The organism is Stieleria sedimenti (genome assembly GCF_025060895.1).
GTDB lineage: Bacteria > Planctomycetota > Planctomycetia > Pirellulales > Pirellulaceae > Stieleria > Stieleria sedimenti.
This window is the reverse complement of record NZ_JANZKV010000101.1, coordinates 1-26,160: the sequence shown is the minus strand read 5'-3', so window position 1 is coordinate 26,160 and position 26,160 is coordinate 1. Positions and strand designations below refer to the sequence as shown.

15 protein-coding genes are annotated in these 26,160 nt (G+C 58.8%); 8 read left to right on the top strand and 7 right to left on the bottom strand.

The features are described 5' to 3' along the window. Positions 1–154 precede the first annotated feature (154 nt). From NZK35_RS14320 to NZK35_RS14310, 3 genes are all read left to right on the top strand, one after another. Positions 155–340, top strand: coding sequence for a hypothetical protein (locus NZK35_RS14320; protein ID WP_259633218.1), 186 nt, complete (start codon positions 155–157; stop codon positions 338–340). A gap of 1 nt (position 341) precedes the next feature. Continuing rightward, entirely contained in the window at positions 342–1,592 is a 1,251-nt protein-coding gene (locus NZK35_RS14315) for an alpha/beta hydrolase (protein ID WP_259633217.1), read from the top strand. A 206-nt stretch (positions 1,593–1,798) separates the two neighbouring features. Beyond that, positions 1,799–2,251, top strand: a complete 453-nt coding sequence (locus NZK35_RS14310; RefSeq protein WP_259633216.1) for an NADAR family protein — start codon at positions 1,799–1,801, stop codon at positions 2,249–2,251. A gap of 118 nt (positions 2,252–2,369) precedes the next feature. On the opposite strand, the gene NZK35_RS14305 is transcribed toward NZK35_RS14310, so the two are convergent. Next, the gene (locus NZK35_RS14305) at positions 2,370–2,867 is read right to left on the bottom strand and encodes an ankyrin repeat domain-containing protein (protein WP_259633215.1); all 498 of its coding nucleotides are present in this window, start codon (positions 2,865–2,867) and stop codon (positions 2,370–2,372) included. A gap of 261 nt (positions 2,868–3,128) precedes the next feature. Next, the gene (locus NZK35_RS14300) at positions 3,129–3,260 is read right to left on the bottom strand and encodes a hypothetical protein (protein WP_259633214.1); all 132 of its coding nucleotides are present in this window, start codon (positions 3,258–3,260) and stop codon (positions 3,129–3,131) included. A 571-nt stretch (positions 3,261–3,831) separates the two neighbouring features. On the opposite strand from NZK35_RS14300, the gene NZK35_RS14295 reads away from it, so the two are divergent. Further along, a complete protein-coding gene (locus tag NZK35_RS14295; protein WP_259633213.1) occupies positions 3,832–4,989 on the top strand; it encodes an alpha/beta hydrolase fold domain-containing protein in 1,158 nt (385 codons plus the stop codon). Positions 4,990–5,204: 215 nt separating this feature from the next. Here the strand turns inward: NZK35_RS14295 and NZK35_RS14290 are convergent, their stop codons facing one another. The 3 genes from NZK35_RS14290 to NZK35_RS14280 all read right to left on the bottom strand — a co-directional run bounded on the left by NZK35_RS14290 (position 5,205) and on the right by NZK35_RS14280 (position 14,600). Further along, the gene (locus tag NZK35_RS14290) at positions 5,205–12,401 is read right to left on the bottom strand and encodes a hypothetical protein (protein WP_259633212.1); all 7,197 of its coding nucleotides are present in this window, start codon (positions 12,399–12,401) and stop codon (positions 5,205–5,207) included. Further along, positions 12,402–13,667 (bottom strand): hypothetical protein, encoded by a 1,266-nt coding sequence (locus NZK35_RS14285; protein WP_259633211.1) that lies wholly within the window; start codon positions 13,665–13,667, stop codon positions 12,402–12,404. A gap of 240 nt (positions 13,668–13,907) precedes the next feature. Continuing rightward, positions 13,908–14,600: a PspA/IM30 family protein gene (locus NZK35_RS14280; protein WP_259633210.1), complete on the bottom strand. Its 693-nt coding sequence runs from the start codon at positions 14,598–14,600 to the stop codon at positions 13,908–13,910. A gap of 433 nt (positions 14,601–15,033) precedes the next feature. Here NZK35_RS14280 and NZK35_RS14275 point away from each other — a divergent pair, with 433 nt between their 5' ends. After that, the gene (locus NZK35_RS14275) at positions 15,034–15,933 is read left to right on the top strand and encodes an ATP-binding response regulator (RefSeq protein WP_259633209.1); all 900 of its coding nucleotides are present in this window, start codon (positions 15,034–15,036) and stop codon (positions 15,931–15,933) included. Positions 15,934–15,959: 26 nt separating this feature from the next. On the opposite strand, the gene NZK35_RS14270 is transcribed toward NZK35_RS14275, so the two are convergent. Next, on the bottom strand, positions 15,960–20,813 hold the full coding sequence (locus NZK35_RS14270; RefSeq protein WP_259633208.1) for a S8 family serine peptidase: 4,854 nt from the start codon (positions 20,811–20,813) through the stop codon (positions 15,960–15,962). 319 nt (positions 20,814–21,132) lie between these two features. Here NZK35_RS14270 and NZK35_RS14265 point away from each other — a divergent pair, with 319 nt between their 5' ends. From NZK35_RS14265 to NZK35_RS14255, 3 genes are all read left to right on the top strand, one after another. Further along, positions 21,133–22,590: an SDR family oxidoreductase gene (locus NZK35_RS14265; RefSeq protein WP_259633207.1), complete on the top strand. Its 1,458-nt coding sequence runs from the start codon at positions 21,133–21,135 to the stop codon at positions 22,588–22,590. Positions 22,591–22,651: 61 nt separating this feature from the next. Further along, positions 22,652–23,320, top strand: a complete 669-nt coding sequence (locus tag NZK35_RS14260) for a 3-keto-disaccharide hydrolase (protein WP_259633206.1) — start codon at positions 22,652–22,654, stop codon at positions 23,318–23,320. Positions 23,321–23,715: 395 nt separating this feature from the next. Then, on the top strand, positions 23,716–24,804 hold the full coding sequence (locus tag NZK35_RS14255; RefSeq protein ID WP_259633205.1) for a hypothetical protein: 1,089 nt from the start codon (positions 23,716–23,718) through the stop codon (positions 24,802–24,804). Here the strand turns inward: NZK35_RS14255 and NZK35_RS14250 are convergent. Beyond that, positions 24,801–25,772: an alpha/beta hydrolase gene (locus NZK35_RS14250; protein ID WP_259633204.1), complete on the bottom strand. Its 972-nt coding sequence runs from the start codon at positions 25,770–25,772 to the stop codon at positions 24,801–24,803. The genes NZK35_RS14255 and NZK35_RS14250 overlap by 4 nt on opposite strands. Between the last annotated feature and the right edge of the window lie 388 nt (positions 25,773–26,160).

Sequence of the window (26,160 nt, the reverse complement as noted above, 5' to 3'; positions counted from 1 at the left end):
CCGTCGGAAGAACAAGTGGCGTAAGCTTCCAGCTTGCGGTGCCGAAATGTGATCGATCCGCCCGGCGAGGCTTGCCATTGGTTGTGGTTCGCAGGACAATCAGTCTGCAAACGCCCTCGTCCCCCTACTCAAGCAACCCTTGCAGGGAGTTGCAATGACGATCGACGCTAAGAACAAGAGCACAACGTTTCACGGAAAGCATCCGGACAAGTTTCATCTGACGAATCCGCAGTGGCAACCGTTTGTCGAGTCCGTTGTCTGCGACATCCAGGAAGAACTTGGCTTGGTCGACCAGAAGCTGAAAGCACAACTCTACTCTGATCGCTCGATGAGCACTTGAAATGGCCCGGAGATTGAGTCGAGAAGCGGCGAAGCTGGCGACGGCGTTCGCGATGATGCTGCTAGCAGGTGTCATCGTGCAGGTCGCCGTGCCATTGCTGCTGCCATCGGTGACGGTCGCGTTCGTTGACGCCCGAGTTTTCCGATCCTGGTGGGGATTCGGCTTGCGAGAAACTTTTGTCCAGGCCCTGTGTGCCAGCGTTCTCCTTGGCGTCTGGTACAACGCGTTTGGGCCGCAACCGGCAGACGGGAGCAGACGACAAGATGCGCTGATGATGATCGCTGCCTTTTCCTCCGGCGCCGCTCTGTTATCCATTCCCATTTGCCTTGCATTGAGAGTCCCCACGCTGGTGATCTTCGTGTGGGTCGCTCAAACACTGCTCCAACTGATCGTCGGTGGTATGACCACTGTCAAACTGTCCCATACGGTCCGACCATGGCGATGGACCGCCTTTCTCATAGCGACCTCGATGGTCTGCATCGCTGCCGCGCTAGCGGTCGGCTACTACCTTCCGGCCCCGCGGCCTGACGAAACCTTCACGGTCACTGGTCCCAACGGCAGCCCTATCGCGATTGACTATTTCTGTCCACCTGAAAACACAGACAATGGCGCGGCCGTTGTCATTTTTCATGGCGTGGAGGGAGCAACGCCATTGGTCAGAAGGGCAGTTCACTATGTCAATGCGAAAGCGATCAGCGAACGCGGGCATCCGACCTTCTTCGTGCGTTATTTCGATGACTTTGATTACGACAACTTGATGCTGCTGAAGAACGACCAACTTGATGTGGACGAGATCGAAAGGATCCGCCTTGAGGATTGGAGAAAATGGGTTTCGATCGCCTGCGATGCCATCGAGCAAGTCAAAAACCGCGAACACGATCGAATCGCGATCATCGGCTACTCACTCGGCTGTTACGTTGCCACCGCAGCCACCGCGGAGCTGTGCGAAAAGGGTTATCCGGACGTCGTGGTGGGAAATTTTGGAGCCGTCTGGCCGGAGGTGCAAACCGGCCCGGACTTTCCCCCGATTCACTTTTTCCACGGTGAGAAGGACGAAGTCATCCCGATCGCCAATGTGTTCGCGGCGGTCCAGCGGATGCGTGCCTCTGGCGTCCCGAGCGTCGAACTTAAAACGATCCCCGGTCAGGGGCATACTCCGGAAGGACCTGCTTCGTATCAACTCCGAATCGACACCGAGAAGATCCTTGGGAAGCTTTCTTCGCCGCACGAAGCTTCGCAGGCCGGGCAATGACATCAGTCGCGCAAGAAAAGCAGGTTGCGTGTTGAACTCTTCACCCTCCTAAACTTGGCCGGCGGTTAACGGAATCTCCCATGGTCTGCGGTGGCAGTCTACGACACAGAAACTCGTCAATGGTTCACGTCACCCGAACCTCTCCAATCCGCATTTGTCTCTGACAGGAATACACTTGCGGTAAAACGAATCACGGGGACTCAGCCATGTCAGACCAAAACGTCATCAACTTTTACAGCGTGAGCGACGAATATGGCGAATTCTCAAATTTCGCTGCGTACTCCATCAAGCTCAAAGGGAAACGCTGGCCGACATCCGAGCACTACTTTCAGGCGCAGAAGTTCCGAGATGCAGGTCATCGGGAAGAGGTGCGAAAGGCAAAGACTCCGATGATCGCCGCTCGACTGGGGCGAGATCGCAAGAAACAACTACGGCGTGACTGGGAGTCGATCAAAGACAATGTGATGCGAGATGCGGTCATGGCCAAGTTCACTCAACATGACAACCTTCGAGAGTTGTTGCTGGCGACCGGTCAAGCAAAAATCGTCGAGCACACCACGAACGACGCTTACTGGGGCGACGGTAGCGGCAAGAACATGCTCGGGCGAATCCTGATGGAAGTACGCGACAAACTGCGAAAACAGGAATGTGATCGTTGACCAAACCGAAAAATATTTTTGGAAGAAATGTGAATCGCTTTTACCCAACTCGCGAATTGACGAAACCCACTGCAGTGCCGTCGCTCCGCCCAACAGGACCTTGCCCCGATCAGGTCCATCAATCCGGCTTTCGTTTGTCGAACAACTCGATTACCTTTGAATCCTCTAGCGCCGACGCAAGCTTCCTTGCATTGCCCGGCGTGCCAAGATCAGGATCAGCTCCTGGTTGCAGGAATTCCTGGACAGTCTCAACGCTATATCTCCCTGACCCCAGGAGCTTCTGAAGGGGAGTCCGGCCTTCACTGTTGACCGCATTCGGGTCCGCACCGGAGCTCAATAAGATCCCAATGGACGCCTCGTCACACTTTCTTGCCGCATAGTGCAGTGCCGTGTTCCCACTGGCATCGACGGCATTCACATGACATCCTGAATCGATCAGCAGTGCGATCAGATCTGGGTTCGTAGCCGCATGGGGCAAGAGCAACGCTTTGTGAAGTAGCGTCCACTTCTCAATCTTTGTCGTCGTGTTCGCATCGAAACCGCTCGCAAAATAGCCCTGTAGTCTCTCGATGTCACCGGATGCATTTGCTTGTGACACCTCGTCGAACGACACCATCGCAACCCTCTTTTTTGATCAAACCACGCATGTCTTCCGTTAAGCCATCGACTTCACCGCGACCGTCCCTCAAACAACCTTCCCCGAGTATCCGGGAGCACCCACTAAAATCCGCGAAGAACCCTTAGATGAGGACGTCGTCGAGAACGTCCAATTCATCGGAATGCAGATCAGCAGGTTACCGTCACCAGTTTTGCAACACCCTCAAAGTTGTACTGAACATGAATGCTGAATTTGGAATCCGCTTTCCTGCTGACGTGCTTATTGGTCTATCTCGCCGGTACCAGTCAGCCAATAAGCGTCTTCCGAATTGCGAAGCACGTCAATGAATTGCTCCACCGCTAGCAATTGCACGTTGCCAGATGGAGATTCAGTTCGAAGTTGAATGGTCATGATTCATTTATTGAAAATGCCGAATGTCTCCACCGCCGTCGAGCACAGCTATCTTATCTCTATCCAAGTACCGCTTGATTGCTGCAATTCCTGGGTGCGATCCGTGTGATGCGCGGCGTAGCCTACTAATCACGCGTCGTTGGTGGCGATAAGGTAGCTTACCGACCTGCTTGCAAGCTGAGTCCACCACACCGCTGCCAGTTGGGCAACCACGCGACTTCACGGACGGGTCGTTCATGAAACGACGATGGAAAAATGGGGCCCCCAACTTTTTCGACACGCGGCCGTTGTTTTGGTCTACTTTTGCCTTGCCCAGTTCGCCTTGGGCGAGATCGCGGTGGCTCGCAAATGAAGTGCATCGACTGCAGGGGAATCCAAGTGTCTCGGAAGCGCACGCATGCGGTCGTGATGCCGTGGCATTTCATGGCCGCCTCCAGCACCACGAACCCATCGGGCCGGAGTTATATTGGGTATCAACCTCTGTTTCTGACTCGGTCCATCGCTCGACGACGACCTTTACCCATTTACTTTCAACGAACTCTCCGGCGTCGCGAGCAGCGACGGATGACCTATGAATCTACAATCTGTCCTGACCACGACCCTGTGTCTGGGAGTTTTATTAGCGGATGCTGTTGACGCCCCAGCACAATCACCCCAAGGGCAAACGCCCCAAACACAATCACCCCAAACACAATCTCCGCGGATTCCGTTTGCCGAGGTGCTGCGTCGCGAAGATGCCGATCGGGACGGCAAGGTGAGCAAGGACGAATTCAAAGGCCCACCGCGGCTGTTTCAGCGTCTCGATCGAAATCGGGATGACGTGCTGACTCGGGAGGATTTTCCAATCGCCAATCGCCCCAATACGAATCGCCGTAGTGCCGGTCGGCTGAACACGCCGGACGATGTCACCGTCGAGCGCGACGTCGTTTTCGGCACCGGCGGAGGGCGTGACCTGACGATGCATCTGGTGTTGCCGAAGGAAAAGTCTGAAAAGCCGCTGCCGGTATACGTCTGGATCCACGGCGGGGGATGGCAGGGCGGCACAAAAGACGGTGGCGTTCGCCAAGTCCTTCCGCTGGTACGCAGCGGGTTCGTCGGAGCCACGATCGAGTACCGCTTGACCGGCGAAGCCGCGTTCCCGGCTCAGATTGAGGATTGCAAGTGCGCGATACGTTTCCTGCGTGCCCACGCGACGAAGTACAACCTCGACGTTGATCGCATCGCGGTCGGCGGCAGCTCAGCCGGTGGCCATCTGGTCGCCCTGCTCGGAACCTCCGGCGGGGTCAAAGCACTCGAAGGCAGCGGCGGTTGGCCGGATCAATCCAGCCGCGTGCAGGCGGTCGTGGACCTCTACGGACCGACCGACTTCCAAACCTTTGTCACCACCCCCGGTTACGAGCCGCACAACCGCGACGGTTCGCCCGAATCAAAGCTACTCGGCGGCGGGGAAGTGCTGAAAAAACCCGAGGGCATCAAACGAGTCAACCCGATCACCTATGTCGACAAGGACGATCCCCCGTTCCTGATCATCCACGGCAGCGACGACCGCACTGTACCGCCCAACCAAAGCGAATTGCTGCACAAAGCGTTGCAAGCGGCAGAGGTCGAAAGCACGCTGCACGTCATTGAGGGGGCTGGACACGGCGGTCAACAGTTCTCTGAGCCCGAGATCCGCAAAATGCAAGTCGACTTCTTGCTCAAGACGTTCCAGGTGGCAAGTCCGGATTGATTGCAGGATGCAACGCGTGCAATGAAACGCGTGCAGTGGAAGGCAGAATGATGGCGACAACGACCTTGCTCGTCGCTGCCCCAATCACTCCACACACCCAATTTTTTGACCACCCAATTTTTTGACCACCCAATTTTTTGACCACCCAATCCGCCTCCTGCAAAGACTCATCCCCCCCAGCATCACGCCGATCTCGTTCCTAACGCAGGACCGATTCAGCTCCAATTCTCGTCGGCAACAAACCCGCGGTAGCGACGCAGGATGCGTTCACGGTGGATGTTAAAAAAGATCATGGCCAACAACACGAGCACGCCGAAGCCGATCAGGATCACGGCTCGGATCACGCCTCCTTCGCGGTGAAATTGCAACCCGAGCTGGCCCAGAACGTTGATCACCAGAAACGCGATCCCGATCGAAACGAACGGCCGAATCCGCAGCGAAATCCCCGTCGCGATTCCGATCAGGCTGAGCATCAGGACGACGATAAACTGCGTCAACCCCGCGTCGTCCTGGAAGAACACCTCGAACGTCGAGACCGCCAAGATGGCGCCCGCGGCGGCTGAACGAATTCCGCTGAGCGCTCGCGGCTTCAAGTCCTTGCGATGCAATTGGGCAAAGATCAACACCGTGACGGCGGCCGGAATCACATAGACCTGCGCCAGCCCGGTCAATTGTTTGGCCTCCGGAATCCAAAGATAGATCGCCAAGTTGTACAGGGCAGCGGCAACGTACACCGTCCATCGTGCGTGCGTGCGATGCGAAACCACCAGGTAGAACGAACCGGCCGCCAGAGACGTGAACGCGGCCACCCCCTTCTGGTCCAGTGGCGTCACCAGCATCAGGACGACCGGCGAAAGAAGTGCCATGTGATAGGTCGGATTCAAGAACACGCCGGCCCGCGGATTCTGCGTGCGACCGATCAGTATATTGGTCCCGTACAGCAGAAAGCTGTATCCGACGACGGAAAACGCCCCGAGGGTGCTGCGTTCAAACGCGATTCCCAATAGCGACGTGCACAGATAAAGCAACGACGCGAAGAGTGCCGCAACGGACAAGTAGACCAACAACTCGCGTCCCGATTCCCAAGCCATCCACAACCAACTGGCCGCAACCAAAGCCATCGCGATGGCAAACACCGGCGACGGGTTCAGCATCGTCATCGAAGCCGTGGTGATCACGACCGCGATCGACGCGATCATATTGGAAAGCGTGATCAACGATCGGCTGACTCCCCGCGTATAGTCGTCCAGAGAGCCATCGGACGCCCTGTGGTTGGAAGTCGCGTGACACCGGAATCCGAACTCGATCGCGACATAGCCCAATGCGAATCCGGCGGTCGCCAGTGCGGCAAAGTCTCGTGACAACATCGGATCGACATACAGGACGACGGTCGCCACCAGACCAATCGGCAATAAAATTGCCGACGCGATGGTTGCGTAGACGTTTCGCCAACTCACGCCCGTCAACAGGCAACTGATCGAGGCGAACAGCAACGTGACCGTCAAGTTCGGAAAGTCTGGACGAACGATTCGGAAGATCGGAAACGTGATTGCAACGGCCAAGCCGGTCATTCCAATCGCCCAACCGACCAACGCGCGTTCCATCGCCGCCTCTTCGGTCGCGGTCATCGGCAATCGGATGATCGACAACACGCGTTTTCCGACGCTGCGATTGAGCAGAACAGCGATCATCCCCCAAACCAACCCCATCACGGACAACGCGACATCAGGAGTAACGTCCCAGCCGCGTTTCAGGCAGGCTCCGAAAAAACTGATCACCGTGCTGGCAATCAACAAGTGCACCAGAGCGGCGTGGGGTCGCAGGTAAAGGACGTGGAAAAAGAGTGCGACGCACAAACCGCCGCCCAACAACCAATTCCAGTTCGGGTCGGGTTCCGCCACGCCCGAACGAATCAGCAGCAAACTGACCGACTGCACGAGCAAACAGCCCGACGCGACCACCAACGGCCAGCGATAAAACGAGCGTTCACAGCAGGCATCCGAGAGCCCCAACCAAGACTGGACACGCTGTGATCCGAACTTGACCAGGCGAGCCATGACGACCAGACCGTTCATCGCGATCAACGCGACGAACATCAACGAGGCTGCCGACCACCCCATCGCCTCGTTGACCAGCAACAACGGGCCGGTGCTTCCCAGCACCACCGCCACGTCCAACCAGATCACGTTGCGTGATGTCCGGACCGTCAGCAAACTCACCACCGCGGCCAACGTCAACGTCAACGCGATCGGGCCCAATGCCAGACGCTGCAACCAAGGAGCAAAGCTCGTGATCAGCACCGGACCTGCGTCGTAACCGGCCGTTCCGATCGCGGTCAGGATAGCCGCCAGCGATGCCGCCATGGCAAGTCCCACTGCGAAGTTGGAAAGTGGTCTCGCAAACGTCAAGATACCGGCCGCCCGATGCGGTTTCGTCACGCTCTCGATTCGCCCCCACTCCATCGTCAACAAACCGGCCCCCGACAGGATCAAGGCTGTTAAGGCGGCCGCTGGACCGATCGACACCACACCGGCGTTTGTCGAAGCGACCGCTAACACACACGCCGTGACCCCCAAACACGCCAAGTAGACCAGCAGACGCCCAAGCGAAAACCGATGCAAGACATTCATCGAGCGGGCACCGAGCAACAGCGTCAACGTGCCGATGCCGCTCGCGACCAACATCGGCACCAGCGAAGCCGTCGGCGAATCAAGCTTCCACGCGTAAAGGCTTTGAGCGATCGCGATGATCGCCAGTACCGCCGACGACCGGATCAGGGGACGCTCGTAAAGGCGAGCCAACGGAAAATCGGGCACGCTGTTCGACGGATGTCCCGACACAACTCCGCCCAGCCGTTCGCAACCATAGCCGATCACCCAGAAAACGATCGCAATCAGCGACCAGGTGACGCCCACTCGCGGATCCGCCCCTCCGCCAGCTGGGAACCACGGAAAAACACTCGCCGCAACGAGAGCGGCGGCAATGTAGGTCAACAACGCGTTGTCATAGAGCTTCGCAGCAATCGCACAGACCAACCCCGCGATGACCAAAGTGACAAACCCCGGCATCGCCCATCCGGCCCATGTGCCCTGCCACACGATCTGGACCAAAACGATCGTGACACCAATCTGCGCAAACAGCAGGGCGGCGTGGCACAGCGGCTGAAACCACAACGACGACCACGAATCGCCTTGAAGCGGCATCCGCAACGTCGTCCAGACACGGGGCGGCAGGCGACGCCCGCGGGAGGCTTCTGATGCCTCGCTGCCCGCCGGATGGCTGGTCGATCGATGGCTCACCGCTCGATAGCTGGCCACTGCGATCAAGATCAGGACCAAACCGAGCAACGAGTTTGCCGCGGCGACCAACGCAGCGTCCGGCCCCCAACCACCAGCGTCGCCAAGTCCTGGGGCAAACAGGACCAGATGGACCACCACCAATCCGAGTGACGCCAGCGACAGATAGCTGCCAAACTGTGTTCGATACGTAGCACCCGCCAAGGCAAAAACGACCACCAGGATGCCGCACGAAATGGCCAGCGGCAACGACAGATCGTTTCCGGCCAGACCCAGCATCACGGCGCCGAGCAGAACCAACACACCGATCGTCGCAACAAGGTGTTGCAACAAAGCGCTGTAAAGTTCCCGAGACTGCCGCCTCGACGAGTCCTCTGCGTCTCCGGCGGTCGGAACCGGCAAGTGCATCGAAATCACCGTTGCCACGCACCAACCGACAAACAGCAACCCCGCGGCAAGGACGAGGTGCCACGCCATCGCGATGCGATCGGGCAGCATCGCCAGCGTGGTGGTCTGCGTGGTCAAGTGAACGCCGACACCGAACGTCAGAACGGACGCCAAGTAAAGCAATCGGCGTTCAATCGCATCGCATCGCATCGCGCCCCGATCACGGCCAGATGAATTGGCCGCCTGATCCAATGCCCCGAGTATGCCAAATCCGTAAGTGAAGGTGGCGATCAACCACACCAACGAAGCCAGGAAAATCGGTTGAACCGCCATCCAGATCGGCGTTTGCCCCCACTGCATCGCCAGCGGGACGAGCGCGGCCGCGGCCACGACGACCGACGTTTGCGCCAGCGGCTTGGTCCACAATGTTCGGTCTCGCGAAACCAACGGCAACGGTGAATGCTCCCAACACCGGTTGAATCCCCACGCCATGCCGACGCGTTGCCCCCCGTCTTCATCGTCCGCCCCGCTACGCTCCGCAGGCAGCAAGCACCACGAAGCGATACCAAAGATTGACGCCATCAACGCCATCGCAAGCGTTTGGTCGGCCAAGTGTTCCGACGGACCGACCCACAGCGCGACTCCGGCCAGAACCGCGATCAATATCGAACCCAAGGCCGCATACGTTTGCAAACGCGACAGGTAGATGATTCCAGAAATCCCAAACGCAACGGCCAGTACCGATGCGGTCAAAAGTTGCAGAGGCGCCGAGGCCGCAAACGATGCCGAATCGAAAAAGCACTTGCCAGACAGGCCGATCAAGCACGATGTGGCCAGCAGCAACGCCAGATGCTGAAGGATCCCGCCATAGAATTCGCGATTGGCACGCAGATCGGATTCACGGGAGGGGTCGACGCGTGAAAGCCGTCGATTGATTGCCCAGGTCAACGTCGCCGCGATCAAGCAACTCGACCATGCAATGACGGATCCGACCAACAAGTGAACGCCGTCCCCCTCCATCTCGAACCAACCTTCGTTCAACCCAACTTGGGCTGCCGAATGGATTGCCGCAAACGCCAGCACAACGCCGGTGACGTAGATGACGCCAACGCGATACGCACGGGTGCTCAACAGAAACGTGACGCTCGCCAGGGCGAAGGTCATCGGCGCAGGTCGGATCCAAAGATGACTCAACGACCATGTCGCATCGCTGTGCATCGACGCGAGCACGGCAATCGGACTGCACACCAACGCATAGGTCGCCAAGGGGCGGATCCACAGCCCCCATCCTCCCGCCGGTAATGTCGATAGAGCGACCATCCACGACGCCGACGGCTGATCTGATCGCCCCGAATCCGACAATCGTTTGAACCCCAAACAGGACACCAGGGCGGCGAGAAGACTAAGACCGGCGAGGATGGTCGACGCTTGGACTGCCATCCACGCAGCCGATTCCATCCCGCTGAACACCGCCAGCGTCAGTGCGGTCAACGAGCAATAGGACGCCAACTGCGTCCGGTAGACGGATGCCGCAAGTGCAAACAGAATCGCGACCAGCGAAGCCGACCCCATCGTCCACAACGGCATGTCGGTACGCAGCCAGACACCCCAGTTCCCCACCAGCGGGACGAGTGCAACGACCGCCGTGACGTGAAACAACCAACCGCTGTAGTACGCCCGATTGGAGACGACCGACGGCTCTTTTTCCTCCGCACAACGCCGCAACCATGCCGTGCACCACCAGTCAGAACCGCCCGCGACGAGCCATCCGAGCAACGAGACGGCCGACAGAATCGTCATCTGACCGGCCAGGGCTTCATTGGCGGCCCAACCTGTGAACCAGTGTCCTTGGGCAACCGCACCCACGGCGAAGTACGTGGCCAGAATGCCGGTGATGTAAAGCCATGGCTCGCGATAGTTGCGTGTCAGCAACAACAGCACCGAGGCGGCGATCGCGGCCCCCAACAACACACTGCCGGAAAAATCAGCTTGCACGACATGCACGATGGAAATCGCAAGCCCCAGCAACGCCAACGGAATTCCACCGAGCGAAAGCGGACGCGACAGCAGTCCGGGTAATTCGTCGGCCAGGGGAAGCGCGACACGATCGAACCCGCGGACTCGATCGCCGACCAAGACGCGGCGACCTGCCGCAAACCTGTGATCAAGCCACGTGGCGGCGATCGCTGCCAACAGCCCCAGACCCGCACTCCACACCGGAATCAGCGTGACCGCGGCGATCATCAGGACGTACATCGGCAGTTGCGACCGATACTGCAATGCGCACGCGATGCAGCCCAACATCGATCCTGCCAAGGCGATCCCGTCTAGCATTCCGACGGCATGAAAGTGGTATGGATCAGCGCCGAGGATGTGACGCGAAAACACCAAAACGATGCCCCACACAGACGCCACCATCGAAACGTCGACCAGCGGCGTCCTCCAACAGAGCTTCAGTCCCCGTCGCTCGCCCACACAGGCCATGAGTCCCGCGAGCGAACCGATACCCGCCAGCACGACCGTCGCGACGGGGCCGCCGGCAGGTGCAAAACCCAAGAACGCGGCAAGACCCGCCAGACCGCCGGCCAGATAGATCAACGCCGGTTGTTGTCGGACAAACGAAGTCAGCAAAAAGAAGACGCAGTACACGGCAAACGTGACACCTAGCCAAACCGGCGCGACCGCCGGAGTGTAGAAATGCGTCCCAATGGTGACACCGAACAGCGCCGCGGCCAAACCCCATTGCACGACCCGAAACGGCGTGGCAAATCGAAGCGATTCGATCATCGTGTCGGGCGCTCCATCACTCGCAATGGACCGTCGTTCGTCGGCCTCCCGCTTTCGCTGATCCCAACGGCTGAAATAGTGGTCCAGCAGCGTGATGCCGGCAAACAGCGGCAGCGACGCAAGCCCCCAGCTTTCCGGCCCGAATCCCTGCAGCACCCATTGAGTGACCAGCACATGGTATTCAGCAATGATCGCCAACAGCAGCAAGAACAACGGCGGAATCGATTCGTAGCGCCAAACCAGCCATCCATACAAACCGATCGCGAGCAACAACGCCTCCGCCGAACTCACACTCTGTATCCACGGTGAATCCACCGCCATCGAACTCAGCCGATCGAACGCGTCGGCAACAAACGGAACGGTTGAAACCGAAACACCTAGAAAAGAAATCGCGTAGCCGACGAACGTGAACCGGCTAAAGCGACGCGGTTCGTTGTGCAGAGACTTCAGTCGGCTGTCCGTGTCGAACACCATCACGGCCAACAAGACGAGCAGCGGCCCATAATGTGCCGACGTGATCAAGCCGTGCCCGTGTCCCGCCCAAGACGGCGTGCCACCGACCGCGACGTGCAAGAACGTCAGCGTCACCACCGTCGCGTAGGCCAGTGTGCCAAAGATAAAGTACGTCGTTGTCCTTCGCCGAAGAAAGACCCGTTTGATGAAGTCGCGATTGAATCGGTACACCCCGTAACCCAGAATCGCCATCGCCAGGTATTGAGTCATCGCCAACCCGATCGCTCCGACCAACGGATTCGACGCAGCGAGAAACCGCAAACCCGGTGCGAGCAACATCACACAACAGATGCCGATCAAGACCCGCGAGTAGGTTCGATAAAACGGTCGGGCGAACATCCCCGACGTGATCATCGAGACGCCGTAGAAGGCTGCCGCGGAAACAACACCGAACACGAGCCCGATGACAATGGCCAGTGGATTCATCATTTACCTCATGCCGGCTTGGATGATGACGTCGCCGGTCGCACCGGGCACCAACGTCGTTAAGACCGCGGCCGCAAACACCAAGGGAATCAACAGCGCTACGATCACCAGCAGCACGTTGCTGGAACTTTCCAATTGCGGGTACTTCAATCGCATGAAGTACGCCATCGCGAAAAACATGCCGGTGGTCGTGGCCAGGGACAAGTAAACCAGCGAGTGCATCAGCACTTGGTTCTGTTCGATGTTGCCCCAGAACGAAACGATCAAGACGACAAAACCGGCAATCACCAGAAACGCACCGACGAACCAGCCGACGTTGTCCAGCAGAAAGGGCTTGAGCACCGCAGACCATTGCGACGCCGAATCGATCAACCGCTGCGTCGCACTGGGGACCTCCTCGTCCTCCACCGCAAATCGCCGCGCGGCCGGCGCCGGACGTTCGGACGGCATCGGATTGCCTCTGGGATCCGTCGGCTGCACAACGGGCGGTGCTTCGTCTGCCGATGCCCCCGCTGTGGCGGCGTCGCGAACGGCGACCTGCTGGTCAACCGGCGGCTCGTGTGCCTGATTCGCTGCGTTCTGATTCGCTGCGTTCTGATTCGCTGCGTTCTGCTCGAGCGACTCAGTCGGGCCGACGGTGGGTTCCACCGACTCGGCCGCCCGCCGCGTCTGGACAGCGACCAACCCCTGCTGCACGGCTTCGCTATCGGGACGCAACTCGACCGCCCGAGAGAGTTGTTGTTGCGCCTCGTCGACCTGCCCTCGTCGCAGACAAACTCGTGCGGAAGCGACGAGTCGGTCGACTTCCCGTTCGATTCGCTCCTCCACCTCCTTGGCATGGATCTCCCGCAACATCGATTCGGTTGGCACGACGCCGGGATGTTGCCGCTCCAGCGACTGCAAGGACTCGATCGCCTGCTGGTACCGTCCCTCTTGCGCAGCGACCTTTGCGCCGCAAATCAGCTTGTCAATGGCGGCCGTCTCTGACCGCTCCGCGTTTCGATGTTCGAGTTCGTCCAGTTGGTTTCGATAGAACGCATGGATCGTCTCCGCTTGATCGCCTGGCACTTCGCATGACCGAGCGAGTTGCTCCAGATCGGCCAAGACTCGTCCGTACAATTGTTTCCTGTTGGACTCTTTTTCGATGACGTCAACGGGCGTCGGTTCGAATGCGTGATGCGGCAAGGGTGCGTGGCAGCCGTCGCACCAGAGCCGAAAGAAGGAATTCGGATGGCCGCACGCGGGGCAATGACAATCGGATGCATTCATGGAACGGCAAGCTCACGTTGAGAAACATGCTCCCGTTGGAAGCGAACTCCACAAGATGGAGGCAACGTCCGGGCAGCGTAAGAACGATTAGTTCCTACGCCTATTCATGTGCAGACTTTTGAAGGATTCAACTGTGAGGAACGCTGTTGGGATCAGCCGTACGGCGCTCGCCTACGGGCCCTGCAGATGCATCCCGACCACGCCCGAACGCTCACGCGAATCGGCTGATGTCACTCCTGTTCAATCGCCCTGTCGCGGTTGCCCGTCGACAGTCGCTTGCTGCTTGAGCGCCGCCAATTCCATTTCGACTTCGGCATCCCGCTGGGCCTGCTCGACATCGCGATCCAGGTCCGTCGACAAATCGGACAGCTCTGCGTAGGCCGCCGCTTCCGCCTCCATGCCTTCGATCTTGCGTTCCATTCGGTCGAATTTGTCAAAACTTCGTTGCACCCGATTCATCGAAGGCGCCACGCCCTGGACTTCGCGGGACGCTTCGGCCGCCATCTGGCGTGCGATCAAACTATCGCGCCGGCGAACCGCTTCCTCCAATTTTTCTTCGATGCGTCGCAAGTCCGACTTGAGCGCGTCGCTGGTCTTGCGGGCGGCTTCCCACTGAGGCTGCAAACTGGCAGCGATCTGATCGAATTCCTTCTTCCGGGCCAAGCATTTGCGTGCCAGATCGTCGTCGTCGCGGCCAACGGCCGCTCCGGCCTTCGCCCGCCACTGTTCAGCCAGACCACGATTCTTCTGCAGATTCGCCTCCAGCTGTTTTTCTCCGGCAATCGCCTTGGCCACACCGCCGCGTGCGACGGCGATCTGTTCCTCCATTTCGAAGATCAACATCTTGACCATCTTTTCGGGGTCTTCTGCCCGATCCAGCATGTCGCTGACGTTGGCATTGATAATGTCCGACACTCTTGAAAAAAAGCTCATCGTCAGGCTCCTGCGAATTGGGGAAAGAGGGAGACCGGCATTCACAAACCCATCCGTCCTGGCAGCATTTCAGATGCCAAGTCACGTCGCCGGACTGAACCGGAGACGCTTTCGTGATCCCCGTGGCACGCGTCCCCTTCACCTACACCAGAACCTTCTCGCGAATACGTGTTGCGCACCGAATTCCATTTTTTTTGAAGTCGGTTCCGATCGGCGCACGAAAATAGCGGCATGACGACGGATTGGATGTGACGATTTTGTCGCAAATAAAACAGTGTGCGAATGGTCACTTCCATGAAAGGGCGATTCTGAGCCGCGGAATGACCTGTTTTTTCGTGCTTCTTTTGCCGCCATCCACTAGCATAGGGAGATGCCGGCGTGGTTCCGGACGAACGTCGCGGAGCCCCTTCTTACGAGATGCAGGTAAGACTACATGACCACGATACTGATCGTCGACGACTCCCCGGTCGATAGGCACTTCACGCGTGACCTGATTGAGGATCAGCCAGGTTTTCAGATCGTCTTTGCCGAACACGGTCTCGACGCGCTGCAGCTGATGCGTCACTCGGCTCCCGACCTGGTCATCACCGATCTGGTCATGCCGGAAATGGATGGATTGGAATTGGTGCGTGCTTCCCGCCGCGAGTTCCCTGAGATCCCCGTGGTGTTGATGACCGCCTACGGAAACGAATCTTTGGCGGTTGACGCGTTGTACGAGGGCGCCGCCAGCTACGTCCCCAAAGCCAAACGGGTGGAGCGGCTTGTGGAAACCGTCTACCGCGTCTTGGCCCGTGCCCGCGCGAACCGGAATCGCAACCGGTCGACCAAGTTCTACGGCAAGGTCAATGCGACGTTCTATCTGGATAACGATCTGGACAAGATCCCCGCGCTGGTCGACTATGTCCAACAGATCATTGGCGGGCTGGAACTGAGCGACGAGACCGAGCACATCCGTGTCGGCGTGGCATTAGAAGAAGCGCTGCTCCATTCGATTTGGCACGGCAACCTGGAATTGACCAGTGACGAACTTGATCGCAGTCGTGCCGCGGGTTGGGAAGCGCTCAAGGAGCTGATTTCGCAACGTCGTTCGCAATCGCCCTATCGCGATCGACAGATCGTTCTGGAAGTCCATGTCACCAACAGCACGGCACGGTTCGTCATCCATGACGGCGGGGTCGGAAACCAGCGACTCTCCGCCCGCACGTTTACGCGCGAAGACTATTTCGGGACGGGAGACGGAGTTGGAATCGCGCTGATGAGTACTCTGATGGACAACGTGACCTACAACGAAACCGGAAACGAGTTGACACTGATCAAGGTCAGCCAGAATTAGCGGACTGTCGGCATGCACAGCATGCCCTACTGCCCCTTCAATCGCACCGCATCGATTTCTTCGTAGCTTAATGAATGCGTCGTATCGATCGTGATACGGATCGCATCGACGGTGAAGGGGGTCAGCGGCCACGACACGTCGTAATCCACTGGCGTGCCGGGCTGGCTGGAATCGGGGCCGATCGGCATGACGTGAAATTGCCCGCTGACCGCATCCCGAACTTCCACCCCTCGCACGAATCCGTTGCCAAAGGTTTCGCGAATGACCACACCGGACGAGTAAACCGGCATCTCAAATCCGACGGTTAGAGTTTGATCGCCACTGTTCGCGTAACGCGGTGCCCACGCGGTTCTGGCATCGCCATAGGCAAACGTGTTCGGTTCGCCCAACGCATCGGCGGCCGACCATCCGAACGGACTGTACTGGGAACTAAAATCGATGACGGTCGAAGCGTATTGCCACAATTCCACTGCAAACGATGAGGAAAACACATCGTCCACCGCCTCGCCGCCGACACCATTTGCGTTTTGATCCATCACATTGCCGGCGACATCGCGAATCTCCGGCCCAATCGAGTAGGCATAGACCCCCATTGCCGTTTGAGTCTCAAACCGGATCTGATAGGTTTCATCGCTGAGCTGGACAACTTCATCGACCGCCAACGCTCCACCGGGACCGGACAAGCTGACCACATCGTCCGGCGTGAAGCTGAGGGGATCGATCGGTTCATTGAACGTTACCGTGATCTGGTCGATCGGCCCGGAGTGCGTTGCATCGGGAACCGTCGCGATGACCCGGGGACCGCTCGTATCGGGTGCGACGATGCCACGCAGACGCACCGAATCAATTTCTTCATACGAGAATGAGTGGCTGGTATCGATCGTGATCCGCAGCGCGTCGACGTTGTAAGTCGTCATCGGCCAGGAAACCACGTAGTCGACTGGCGTCCCCGGCTGGCTGTCGTCGGTGTCCGTCGAAACGATGTGGAACGTTCCGGTTTCGCTGTCGCGGGCTTCCACCATTCGCACGAATCCGTTTCCGTAGGTTTCGCGAATGATCGCTCCGGTCGCCAACACGGGGGTCTCGAACGCAACCGTCAGCGTCTCGATCGTCCCGTTGACCGACCCCGGTGCCCAGGCGGTGCGTTGATCGGCATAGACAAACGTGTCTGGAGGTCCAAGGGCTTGTGACGCGGACCACGATGTCGCACTGTACTGTGAACTAAACTCGACGACGGAACTCGCGTCTTGCCAAAGCTCCAGATCGAACGTGAGCTCAAAGACATCGCTGGATGGATCGCCGGAAACACCGTCGCCGTTTTGATCCATCGCATTGCCCGCCAGGTCGACGACCTCCGGACCAACGGCCAACGAATACGTCCCCCAATCGGTCTGCGGTGCGAACCAAACCCGATAGATCGTTTCGGAAACGGATTCGATCGAGTCGATGGGGATCGAGCCGGCCGGGCCGTTCAACGATGAGAGATCGTCCAGCGAGAAACTTCCCGCGTCGATCGGTTCGTTGAACGTCAATTCCACATGGTCAACGGGGCCGGGATGCCCGACGTCGGGGAACCAGGCGACCACGCGCGGGCCGGACGTGTCCGGTGGGACAATGCCCCGCAATCGCACCGAATCAATTTCTTCATACGACAATGAGTGATCCGTATCGACGGTGATCCGCACCGCGTCAACGCGGTAGTCGGTCAGCGGCCACGACACGTTGTAGTCAACCGCCGCCCCCGCTTGGCTGTCGTCCTGGGCGGTCGAAACCAAATGGTACACGCCCGTATCGGCGTCACGGACGTGTACCGCCGTGACAAAACCGTTGCCGAACGTTTCGCGAATGATGACGCCGGTCGATTGAACTGGCGTCGCGAATCCGACGGTCAGCGTCTCGCTGGTTCCGTTGATGGAGCGCGGTGCCCAAGCCTGCCGCGAGTCGCCGTAGACCAACGTGTCGGACGCCCCGAGTGCTTGCTCGGCCGACCACGATGTGGGACTGTACTGAGAACTGAAATCGACAACCGACTCGGCAAACTGCCACAGTTCGACCGTGAATTGGACAGCGTAAGCATCCTCCAACGGTTCTCCATCGATGCCATCCTGGTCTTGGTTCATCGGCCGTCCCTCCAGATCCAACACGTCGGGGCCGATCAACAGCGAGTAGTCGCCGAACGCGGTCTGTGGCGGGAAGGTGATTTCGTAGCGTGTGCTGGTCAGTCGATTGACCGCGGACGCCTGAATCGCACCGTCCGGGCCTTCGAAGCTGGACACGTCATCGAGCGTGAACGAACCATCTTGAATCGGCTCGCCAAACGTCAGTTCGACACGGCTGACCGGACCGTTGACACTGCCCTGGAGCGTCGATTCGATGACCCGAGCACCGTCGGTGTCCGGAACCGTGACCCCGCGCAACTGAACCGCATCGATCTCTTCGTATGCGTTGAGATTGTGATCGGTATCGATCGTGATCCGCACCGCGTCGACCGGATAGCTGGTTTGCGGCCACGTCACGAGGAAATCAAAGGGGACATTGGGCAGACTATTGTCTTGCGGCTGAGCCACCGTGGCAAACTCTCCCGTCGTCGCGTTGCGTGCTTCGATGGTTCGCACGAATCCATTTCCAAACGTTTCCCGAATCACGACGCCACTGGCCAGCAAGGGCTCGCCAAAGCCGACCGTCAAAAACTCTTCGGTCCCGTTCTCCGATCGCGGCGCCCAAGCCGTTTGCAAGTCACCGTAGCCGAACGTATCCGGTGCCCCGAGTGCCTGGGCGGCCGACCAGGCCGTTGTCGTGTATTGGGAACTGAAATCGATCACCCGGTCTGCGTACAACCATCTCTGCAGCGTGAATTGAACGTCATACCGATCATCCTCCGCTTCACCGCCGATCCCGTCTTGGTCTTGGTCGATCACATTCCCGGCAGGATCGGTGATCGCCCCGCCGATCGTCAGCCGATAGGTTCCCAGCACATCCTGCGTCGGAAAGATGATGTCGAACTCGGTTTCCGAAACAGACTCGATTTCGGAAACGCTAATCGGTCCTGCCGGTCCGACGAAATCGCTGACCCGATCGATCGTCAACGAATCAGCCGCAATCGGTTCGTCAAACGTGATCCGCACCCGATCGACGGGAATATCCACGGGGCCTTGGGGCGAGGCAGCGACGACATAGGGTCCGACGGTATCGGGCACAATCGTGAAGCCGCCGATGAACCGGTCTGCCGTCGCTTCGCCGTTGATTCCGTTCGCATTTTGGTCCATGGCGTTGCCGAACGGATCGGCGATTTCCGGTCCCAAGGTGATCACGTAGTCGCCGAGTGCCGTTTGGGGTTGGAAGACGATTTCAAATTCCCGCCCGGCGGCACCGGAAACAGCTTGCACTCCGGTGACCGCAATCGATCCCAACGGCCCCTGGAAATCCACAATGTCATCGGTTGTGAACGAATCGACATCAACACGTTCGTCGAAGGTAACGCGAAGTCGATCCTGAACCTTCATCACACCACCGTCGGGAACGTTTGCAACAACGATCGGGCCGGTTTCATCCGGTGCCACCGCCGCGGCGACGTTCAATCGTCCGCCCGTCGTGGTGCGTGACTCAAGGGCCGGGATCAGATCGACCGTGTCCAGGATGCGATCGCGGATCTTTCCAGACGGCCAATCGGGATGCTGGCTCCTGAGCAGCGCCACGGCTCCGGCAACATGCGGCGTCGCCATCGACGTCCCGTTGAATGTGCTGTAGGTGTTGTTTCGTGTCGTGCTGTAGATGCCAACGCCGGGCGCCCCCAGGTCGACCTGAGTGGTTCCGAAGTTGGAGAATGTCGCCAGGGCATCGTTGTGATCGGTCGCCGCAACCGCAATCAGATTGTCATGCGGAAAGTTCGCCGGGTAAAAGGGCCGCGCATCATTGTCGTCGCCGACCTGGTCTCCGCCACCGTTGCCAGCCGCCGCGACGACGATGTGATCGGCCGCCCGCGCGTACTCGATGGCATCGGCGAGTGCCTGAGATGCGGTGCCGTTGAATCCCCAACTGTGGTTGGAGATCGTGGCGCCGTTGTCGACCGCGTATTGAATGGCGCTGACGGCGGCGGCCGTCGACCCGCCGCCGGACGCGTTCAAGAATTTGACGGCCATGATCTGAACGTCCCAACTGACGCCGGCCACACCGATCCCGTTGTTCGCCACCGCACCGATCGTGCCGGCAACGTGCGTCCCGTGATTGTGGTCGTCCATCGGATCGCCATCACCTGAAACAAAGTTGAACCCATGAACGTCGTCGATAAAGCCGTTGCCGTCATTGTCGATCCCATCTCCGGCAATCTCGCCCGGGTTGGACCACATGTTTGCCGCCAGATCTGGATGCAGATAGTCGACCCCGGTATCAATCACCGCGACGACCGTGCTCGAGTCTCCCGTCGTGATCTCCCACGCTTCACTCGCATCGATGTCGGCATCCATGGTGCCGCCGGTTTGCCCCACGTTGTGTAGCCCCCAAAGACTCTCAAAGCCTGGATCATCGGGGACCGCCGAAAGACGGATCTCATAGTTGGGCTCGGCATAGATCACGCCGGGATGATGCCGATAGAAATCAAGTGTCTCGTCGACATCGAGCCCCTGGGGCAGTCCAACTTGTTTAAGCCCCGGGAGCGCAGAAAACTCGGCGATCGGATTGCTGGACGAGGTCGCCGCACCGGCATGAAACCGCACCAGCACACTGTCGCTGTCAAACGCGCCGGCGTCGAGGTCCGGCGAAGCTGATTCAACTGCCAGGGCGGCGTCTAACAGGCAACGTGCCTCCAAGACTTCGAGTCGTCCGGCGCGGCGGCGCCACCGACGTTCCGCCATTGATTTGCGGTGTCGTAATCGAGATCCCATTGCAGACAGCCTCGCTGGTCAACACGAACACATGAATTGCCCCGACATCCGACGAGTCTACTCGCTACAAGTTTGCTCATCCGAGCTTCCCCACGGCTCTGCCGAGTTTGGCAAGACTTTCGTGTTACACAAGTGGCGGACCATCGGTCGACCGTGCGGGACGGGCACTCCCGCACGGCGAAATATCGCATCGGTTCGACGAAAATTCATCCGTTCATCAATCCACATCGCGGGTGCGTCCCCCACTTCCTTCCCGTCTACGGTAACTTGATGTACCTGCTCCACGCCGAACCAACATGCCCATTGCTGCCGAGATTTGATGGATACGCCCTCGTTGAAGATCCTTGTGTGTGGCGCGACGGGTTACGTCGGCGGCCGCCTGGTCCGATTGCTGTTGGACCAAGGGCACACCGTACGCTGCCTGGTCCGAAACAAAGAGAAACTGAGCAAATTCGGCTGGCGCGACAACCCGCGATTGCAGGTACTCGAAGGCGATTTGCAAGACCGCGAGGCGATTGACGAGGCGGTCATCGACATCGATGTGGCGTATTATCTGGTGCATTCGATGATCGCCGCCAGCGACAAGTACGCGCAGCGCGATCGCGAGTTGGCTGAAAACTTCGTCGCGGCAATCGATCAATCGCCGTGTCGGCAGATTGTCTACCTGGGTGGCCTCGGTGAACTCGGTCCCGATCTCAGTCGCCACCTGAGAAGCCGTCGCGAAGTGGCCGAGATCTTGCAAACCAGCACGGTTCCGGTCACGGTGCTGCGCGCCGCGATGATCATCGGGTCCGGTTCGGCGTCGTTCGAAATCCTGCGGTACCTGGTGGAACGTCTGCCGATCATGGTGACTCCGAAATGGGTGAACACGGAAACTCAGCCGATCGCCATTCGTGATGTGTTGCGTTACGCGGTGGAGTGTATCGGTGTCCCGGAGACCCGAGGGCGAACGATCGACATCGGCGGATCGGACGTGATGACGTATCGCGAACTGATGCAAGCGATGGCCAAGGCGATCGGCTTGCCGCGACGCATCATCGTGCCGGTGCCCGTGCTGACACCGCGACTGAGTTCGCTGTGGATTTCGTTGGTCACTCCCGTCAGCAGCGCGATCGGACGACCACTTGCCGAGGGCCTTCGCAATCGCACGGTGTGCCGAAACGACTGGGCGACGAAACTGATGCCGGGCACGCTTTTTAACGTGCAACAAGCGCTCGACGCGGCGCTGGGCAAGATTCAAAATCACGACATCGAAACCCGCTGGTCGACCGCCGGCGTGATGCCGGGTGATCCCGACTGGGCAGGCGGGACCACCAAGATCGACGAGCGTTCGATCATCGTCAACGCCCCTCCGGAACAAACATTTCAAGTGATCGAAAAGATCGGCGGCGGCCACGGGTACTGGGGCGCCGGTTGGCTTTGGCAGGTGCGTGGCTGGATGGATCAACTGGTCGGCGGTCCGGGACTGCGGCGCGGACGTCGCCACCCGGACGACCTTCATTTCGGCGAAGCGGTTGATTTTTGGAGGGTCACAGCCCACCAACCCAACGAACGGTTGCGATTGAGGGCTGAAATGAAACTGCCCGGCGACGCCGAACTCGATTTCCAGCTCGCCCCGGCGGATCACGATTGCACCAATGTCACCATGACCGCCAGGTTTCGCCCCAGTGGCTTGCTCGGGTTGGCCTATTGGTACAGCGTTCTCCCGCTGCACGGACTGGTCTTTCCCGTCATGCTGCGCGGGATCAAACGCGACGCCGAATCGAACTCGGTATGATGGTGGAGGCTCCATCCCTGCCCATCGTCCGATTCCCCCCCACGCCCACGAGGCCTCCGCAATGATGCTGCGATCCGCTACCTTCGTTCTCTTGATGCTCTCCGCCCTCTCCCTTTCGGCCGGCGATTGGGTGTCCTTGATCGGCACCGATTCACTCGAAGGCTGGACGAAGGTCGGTGGGGAGGCGAGTTACAGTTTGAGCGATGGCGTGATCACCGGCAAAACCGGGCCGGGCAAAAACACTTTCTTGACCAAGGGGCCCTATGCAGATTTCGAGTTGGAGTTTGAGGTCAAGTGCGACCAAGAACTCAACTCCGGAGTGCAAATTCGCAGCCATCTTTATCCCAAACCGACGCCTCAAGAATCAAAACCCGATCGCATCCGCGAACAGGGTGAAATGTACGGCTACCAATGCGAGATCACAGGGAAAACGAACGGAGCCAACGGCTGTTCGGGGAATTTCTGGGATGAAGGCCGCCGCACGAAGTGGTTGGATGAATCCGTCAACGCGGAAGAAAAACAGGCCGTCTACAAGCCTGGTCAGTGGAATCAATTTCGCATCGTCGCGAAAGGTGATCGGATCCAAAGCTTCGTCAACGGCGTTCCCGTCGCCGACTTCACCGACGACCGCGATGCGGAAGGCGTGATCGGTCTGCAAGTCCACTCGATCAAGAAAGGCACCGGCCCCTACCAGGTTTCCTGGCGCAACATCCGAATACGCGAGCTGTAGGCAAACCAGCACGGAAGAGCCGGCGGCCCGCGTGCGATGCCAACTACTTTGCCACTAAAAGAACCCGACTAAATCGACAGCCCGCGAGCCGTCCGGTTCAAGCTTGAAATACCGGAGGGCTCGCGCCCTACCGCTCACACCAGATACCCAGCTTGGCGCTAAAGTAGATGGAATTGGGAACTGGTGCCTGAACCTCAAGCGTGCCGCTACGTCACAGACTGTCGAGGTTTCGCCTCGAATTCCATTTTAATTCATGCGGGTTTCACCGCTGACACCATCAAACTGTAACGTTTGGGTGCTTGATGAGCCCTACGTTTTTTACTGTCGCCTGAACGGGTGTGCGTTTTCCGAAGAGAAAAGACAATCGACGGAATTTTTCTCACGGACGCGAACCCATGATTCAATCACTCACCCCTCAATTCATTCGGCCCAAATTCGTTGCACTCGTACTGGGCCTGGCGGCCGCCACAACCGGCTCAGCCTCGGTTGCCGATGCCGGCGGCCTTGGCATATTCAACCGATCCGCCTGTGACGTTGCCCCCTGTGACAGTGCTTGCGGCGATCCGCTGTGTTGCGACGCGGCCGACTGCAGCGGACTCGGTTGCGACGGATGCGTCAGCTGTGTCTCCGACTGCTGTGACGCGGGCTTGCTGGGCGGTCTCATCAAACCCAGCGACCGTTGCTTCGACGACTTCGTCAGCCCGATGATCAACTTCGTTCACTTCGAAGACCCACGCACGCTTACCGAACTCCGTCCGATCTTTGTCAATCACTGGGTTCCCGAACGGATCGGCAATAACATTCCGGCCGGCGGATCCATTCAGTTGCTGGCCATGCAATTCCGCATCGCGCTGACCGAACGGCTCAGCTTGATCGGGGTCAAAGACGGCTACATTTGGGACAACACCAACGGAGCGTTGGATGGGCTGTTGGATGACGGTTGGGCGTCGGTCACGGCCGGCTTGAAATACAACATTCTCCGAGACACGCAAAGCGGCACGATCGCTTCGATCGGGGGCACATATGAATTGCCAGGCAGTCGTGACGCCTTGCAAGACATCGCGGACGGGGAATTCCATCTGTTCGCCACCGGTGGCCAACGGCTGATGTGCGGCAAGGCCCACCTGATGTCGGCCTTCGGCTGGCGTGTTCCCAGCGACGGGTTCCTGCAATCGGAATCGATTCACTGGTCCAACCACTTCGACCTCAAACTGACCGAGAAGACCTACTTCGTCACCGAAGTCGCTTGGTGGCACTGGATCGACAGTGCCGAGGGCGGTGCGGCGCTGGGTGTTGCCGGACAAGACCTGTTCAACTTGTCCACCAGCGACGTGACCGGTAACGATTTGGTCACGCAAAACGTCGGCTTGAAATTTAAACCCAACGCCAAGACGGAATGGGGTATCGCGTACGAATTCCCGTTGACCGAATTTGAAGACGTGATCGAAGGCCGGCTGCAAACCGAGTTGATCGTTCGGTACTAAGTCGCCAACCGGGCTGTTCTTGTTAGCGGTAGGACGCGAGCCTCTCCGGTCCCTCGTCGTTGCCAAAACACTCCACGGTTGGCTGGAGTCTCGCGATCACCGCGCAGGTACTCGTCGAAGAAACCGACGATTCGTTCTCGGTATTCTTCAGGATCTTCACCGAACAAATCCACGTGTTGAGCACCATCGACCAACCAAAGCCGTTTAGGTTCTGTGGCTGCGGAAAACATCGCTTGTGTTTCTGACGCAGTGGTGTGCGGGTCATCGGATCCCGACGCGACGCAAACCGGGCATCCGATGTCGGGGAGATGGTCGATGGGGCGAAGCTGCTGCGGAGAAAAGCCTAAACGCGGCTGAAATTGCAGCAGCAGCATCGACGCGGGAATCGATGAAAGCGGGCCAAGCTTGGCGGCGACACGATTGTGGATGGCGTCGTGAATGTTCGGATAAACGGATTCGAGCACGAGCGCGTCGATCTTCAACGGCGACGCGAGTAGAGCCGCCGCCCCGCCAAGCGAAACACCGATCACACCGATCGGTTCATTCGGGTGTTCGCGTCGTGCGAAATCAACCGCGGCACGAACGTCGTGTTGTTCGAGGTATCCAACGGTGATGACGTCTCCAGGACTCTCGCCGTGTGCCTGGAAATCGATCATCACCGTCGCATACCCGGCGTCATGCAGCATCCGCGCGCGCTGCAACATCGACAAACGCGAACCATGGATGCCGTGCAGCAACACGATCACACCGTTTCCGGCATTCGGCCTCGTATGCCAACCAGAGACCAACGATCCCGAATCGCTCTTCACAACGAACGCGGTCGCGTTCAATTCGCGTGGCGGATCGCCGATGAGACGAGGGCTCGGCGCGACGAGTGCGCCGGCGACAAACCAAGACGCGATCAAGCCCGTCACCAGCAAACATGACGCGGCGATCATCGCCCGGCGGATCATTCGTCTTCTTCGCATCAGTGACCTCAAAGTGCCGATTCCCCTCCCCTGCAAAACTGCCCAGCAAAACCACAATCGCCATCGCCATCACCGCGAGCGACCAATACTCAAAACCAACTCGACTCGCCAGCGACCGTTGTCTCATCCCCGCTTCCGTGACCGGCTAGCGGTCGATTCATCGACAACACTGCCGTCTGACGTCATGATAACGAATCCAAGGCAACGCGCCTGCGAATTGGCAGAATCCGTCCCAAAGGATCCTGGCGGAGAGTGCCAGCTTCTCAGTCCCAGATGAACTCGCGTTGGATGGCGTCAGCTCAACCGCGTTCCCCACTAAACCACGTTGACGCATCGAGCGTCCACTACATCCCGAACGGATCGCAGCAAGTAGCCGGAGGTCAGCGCA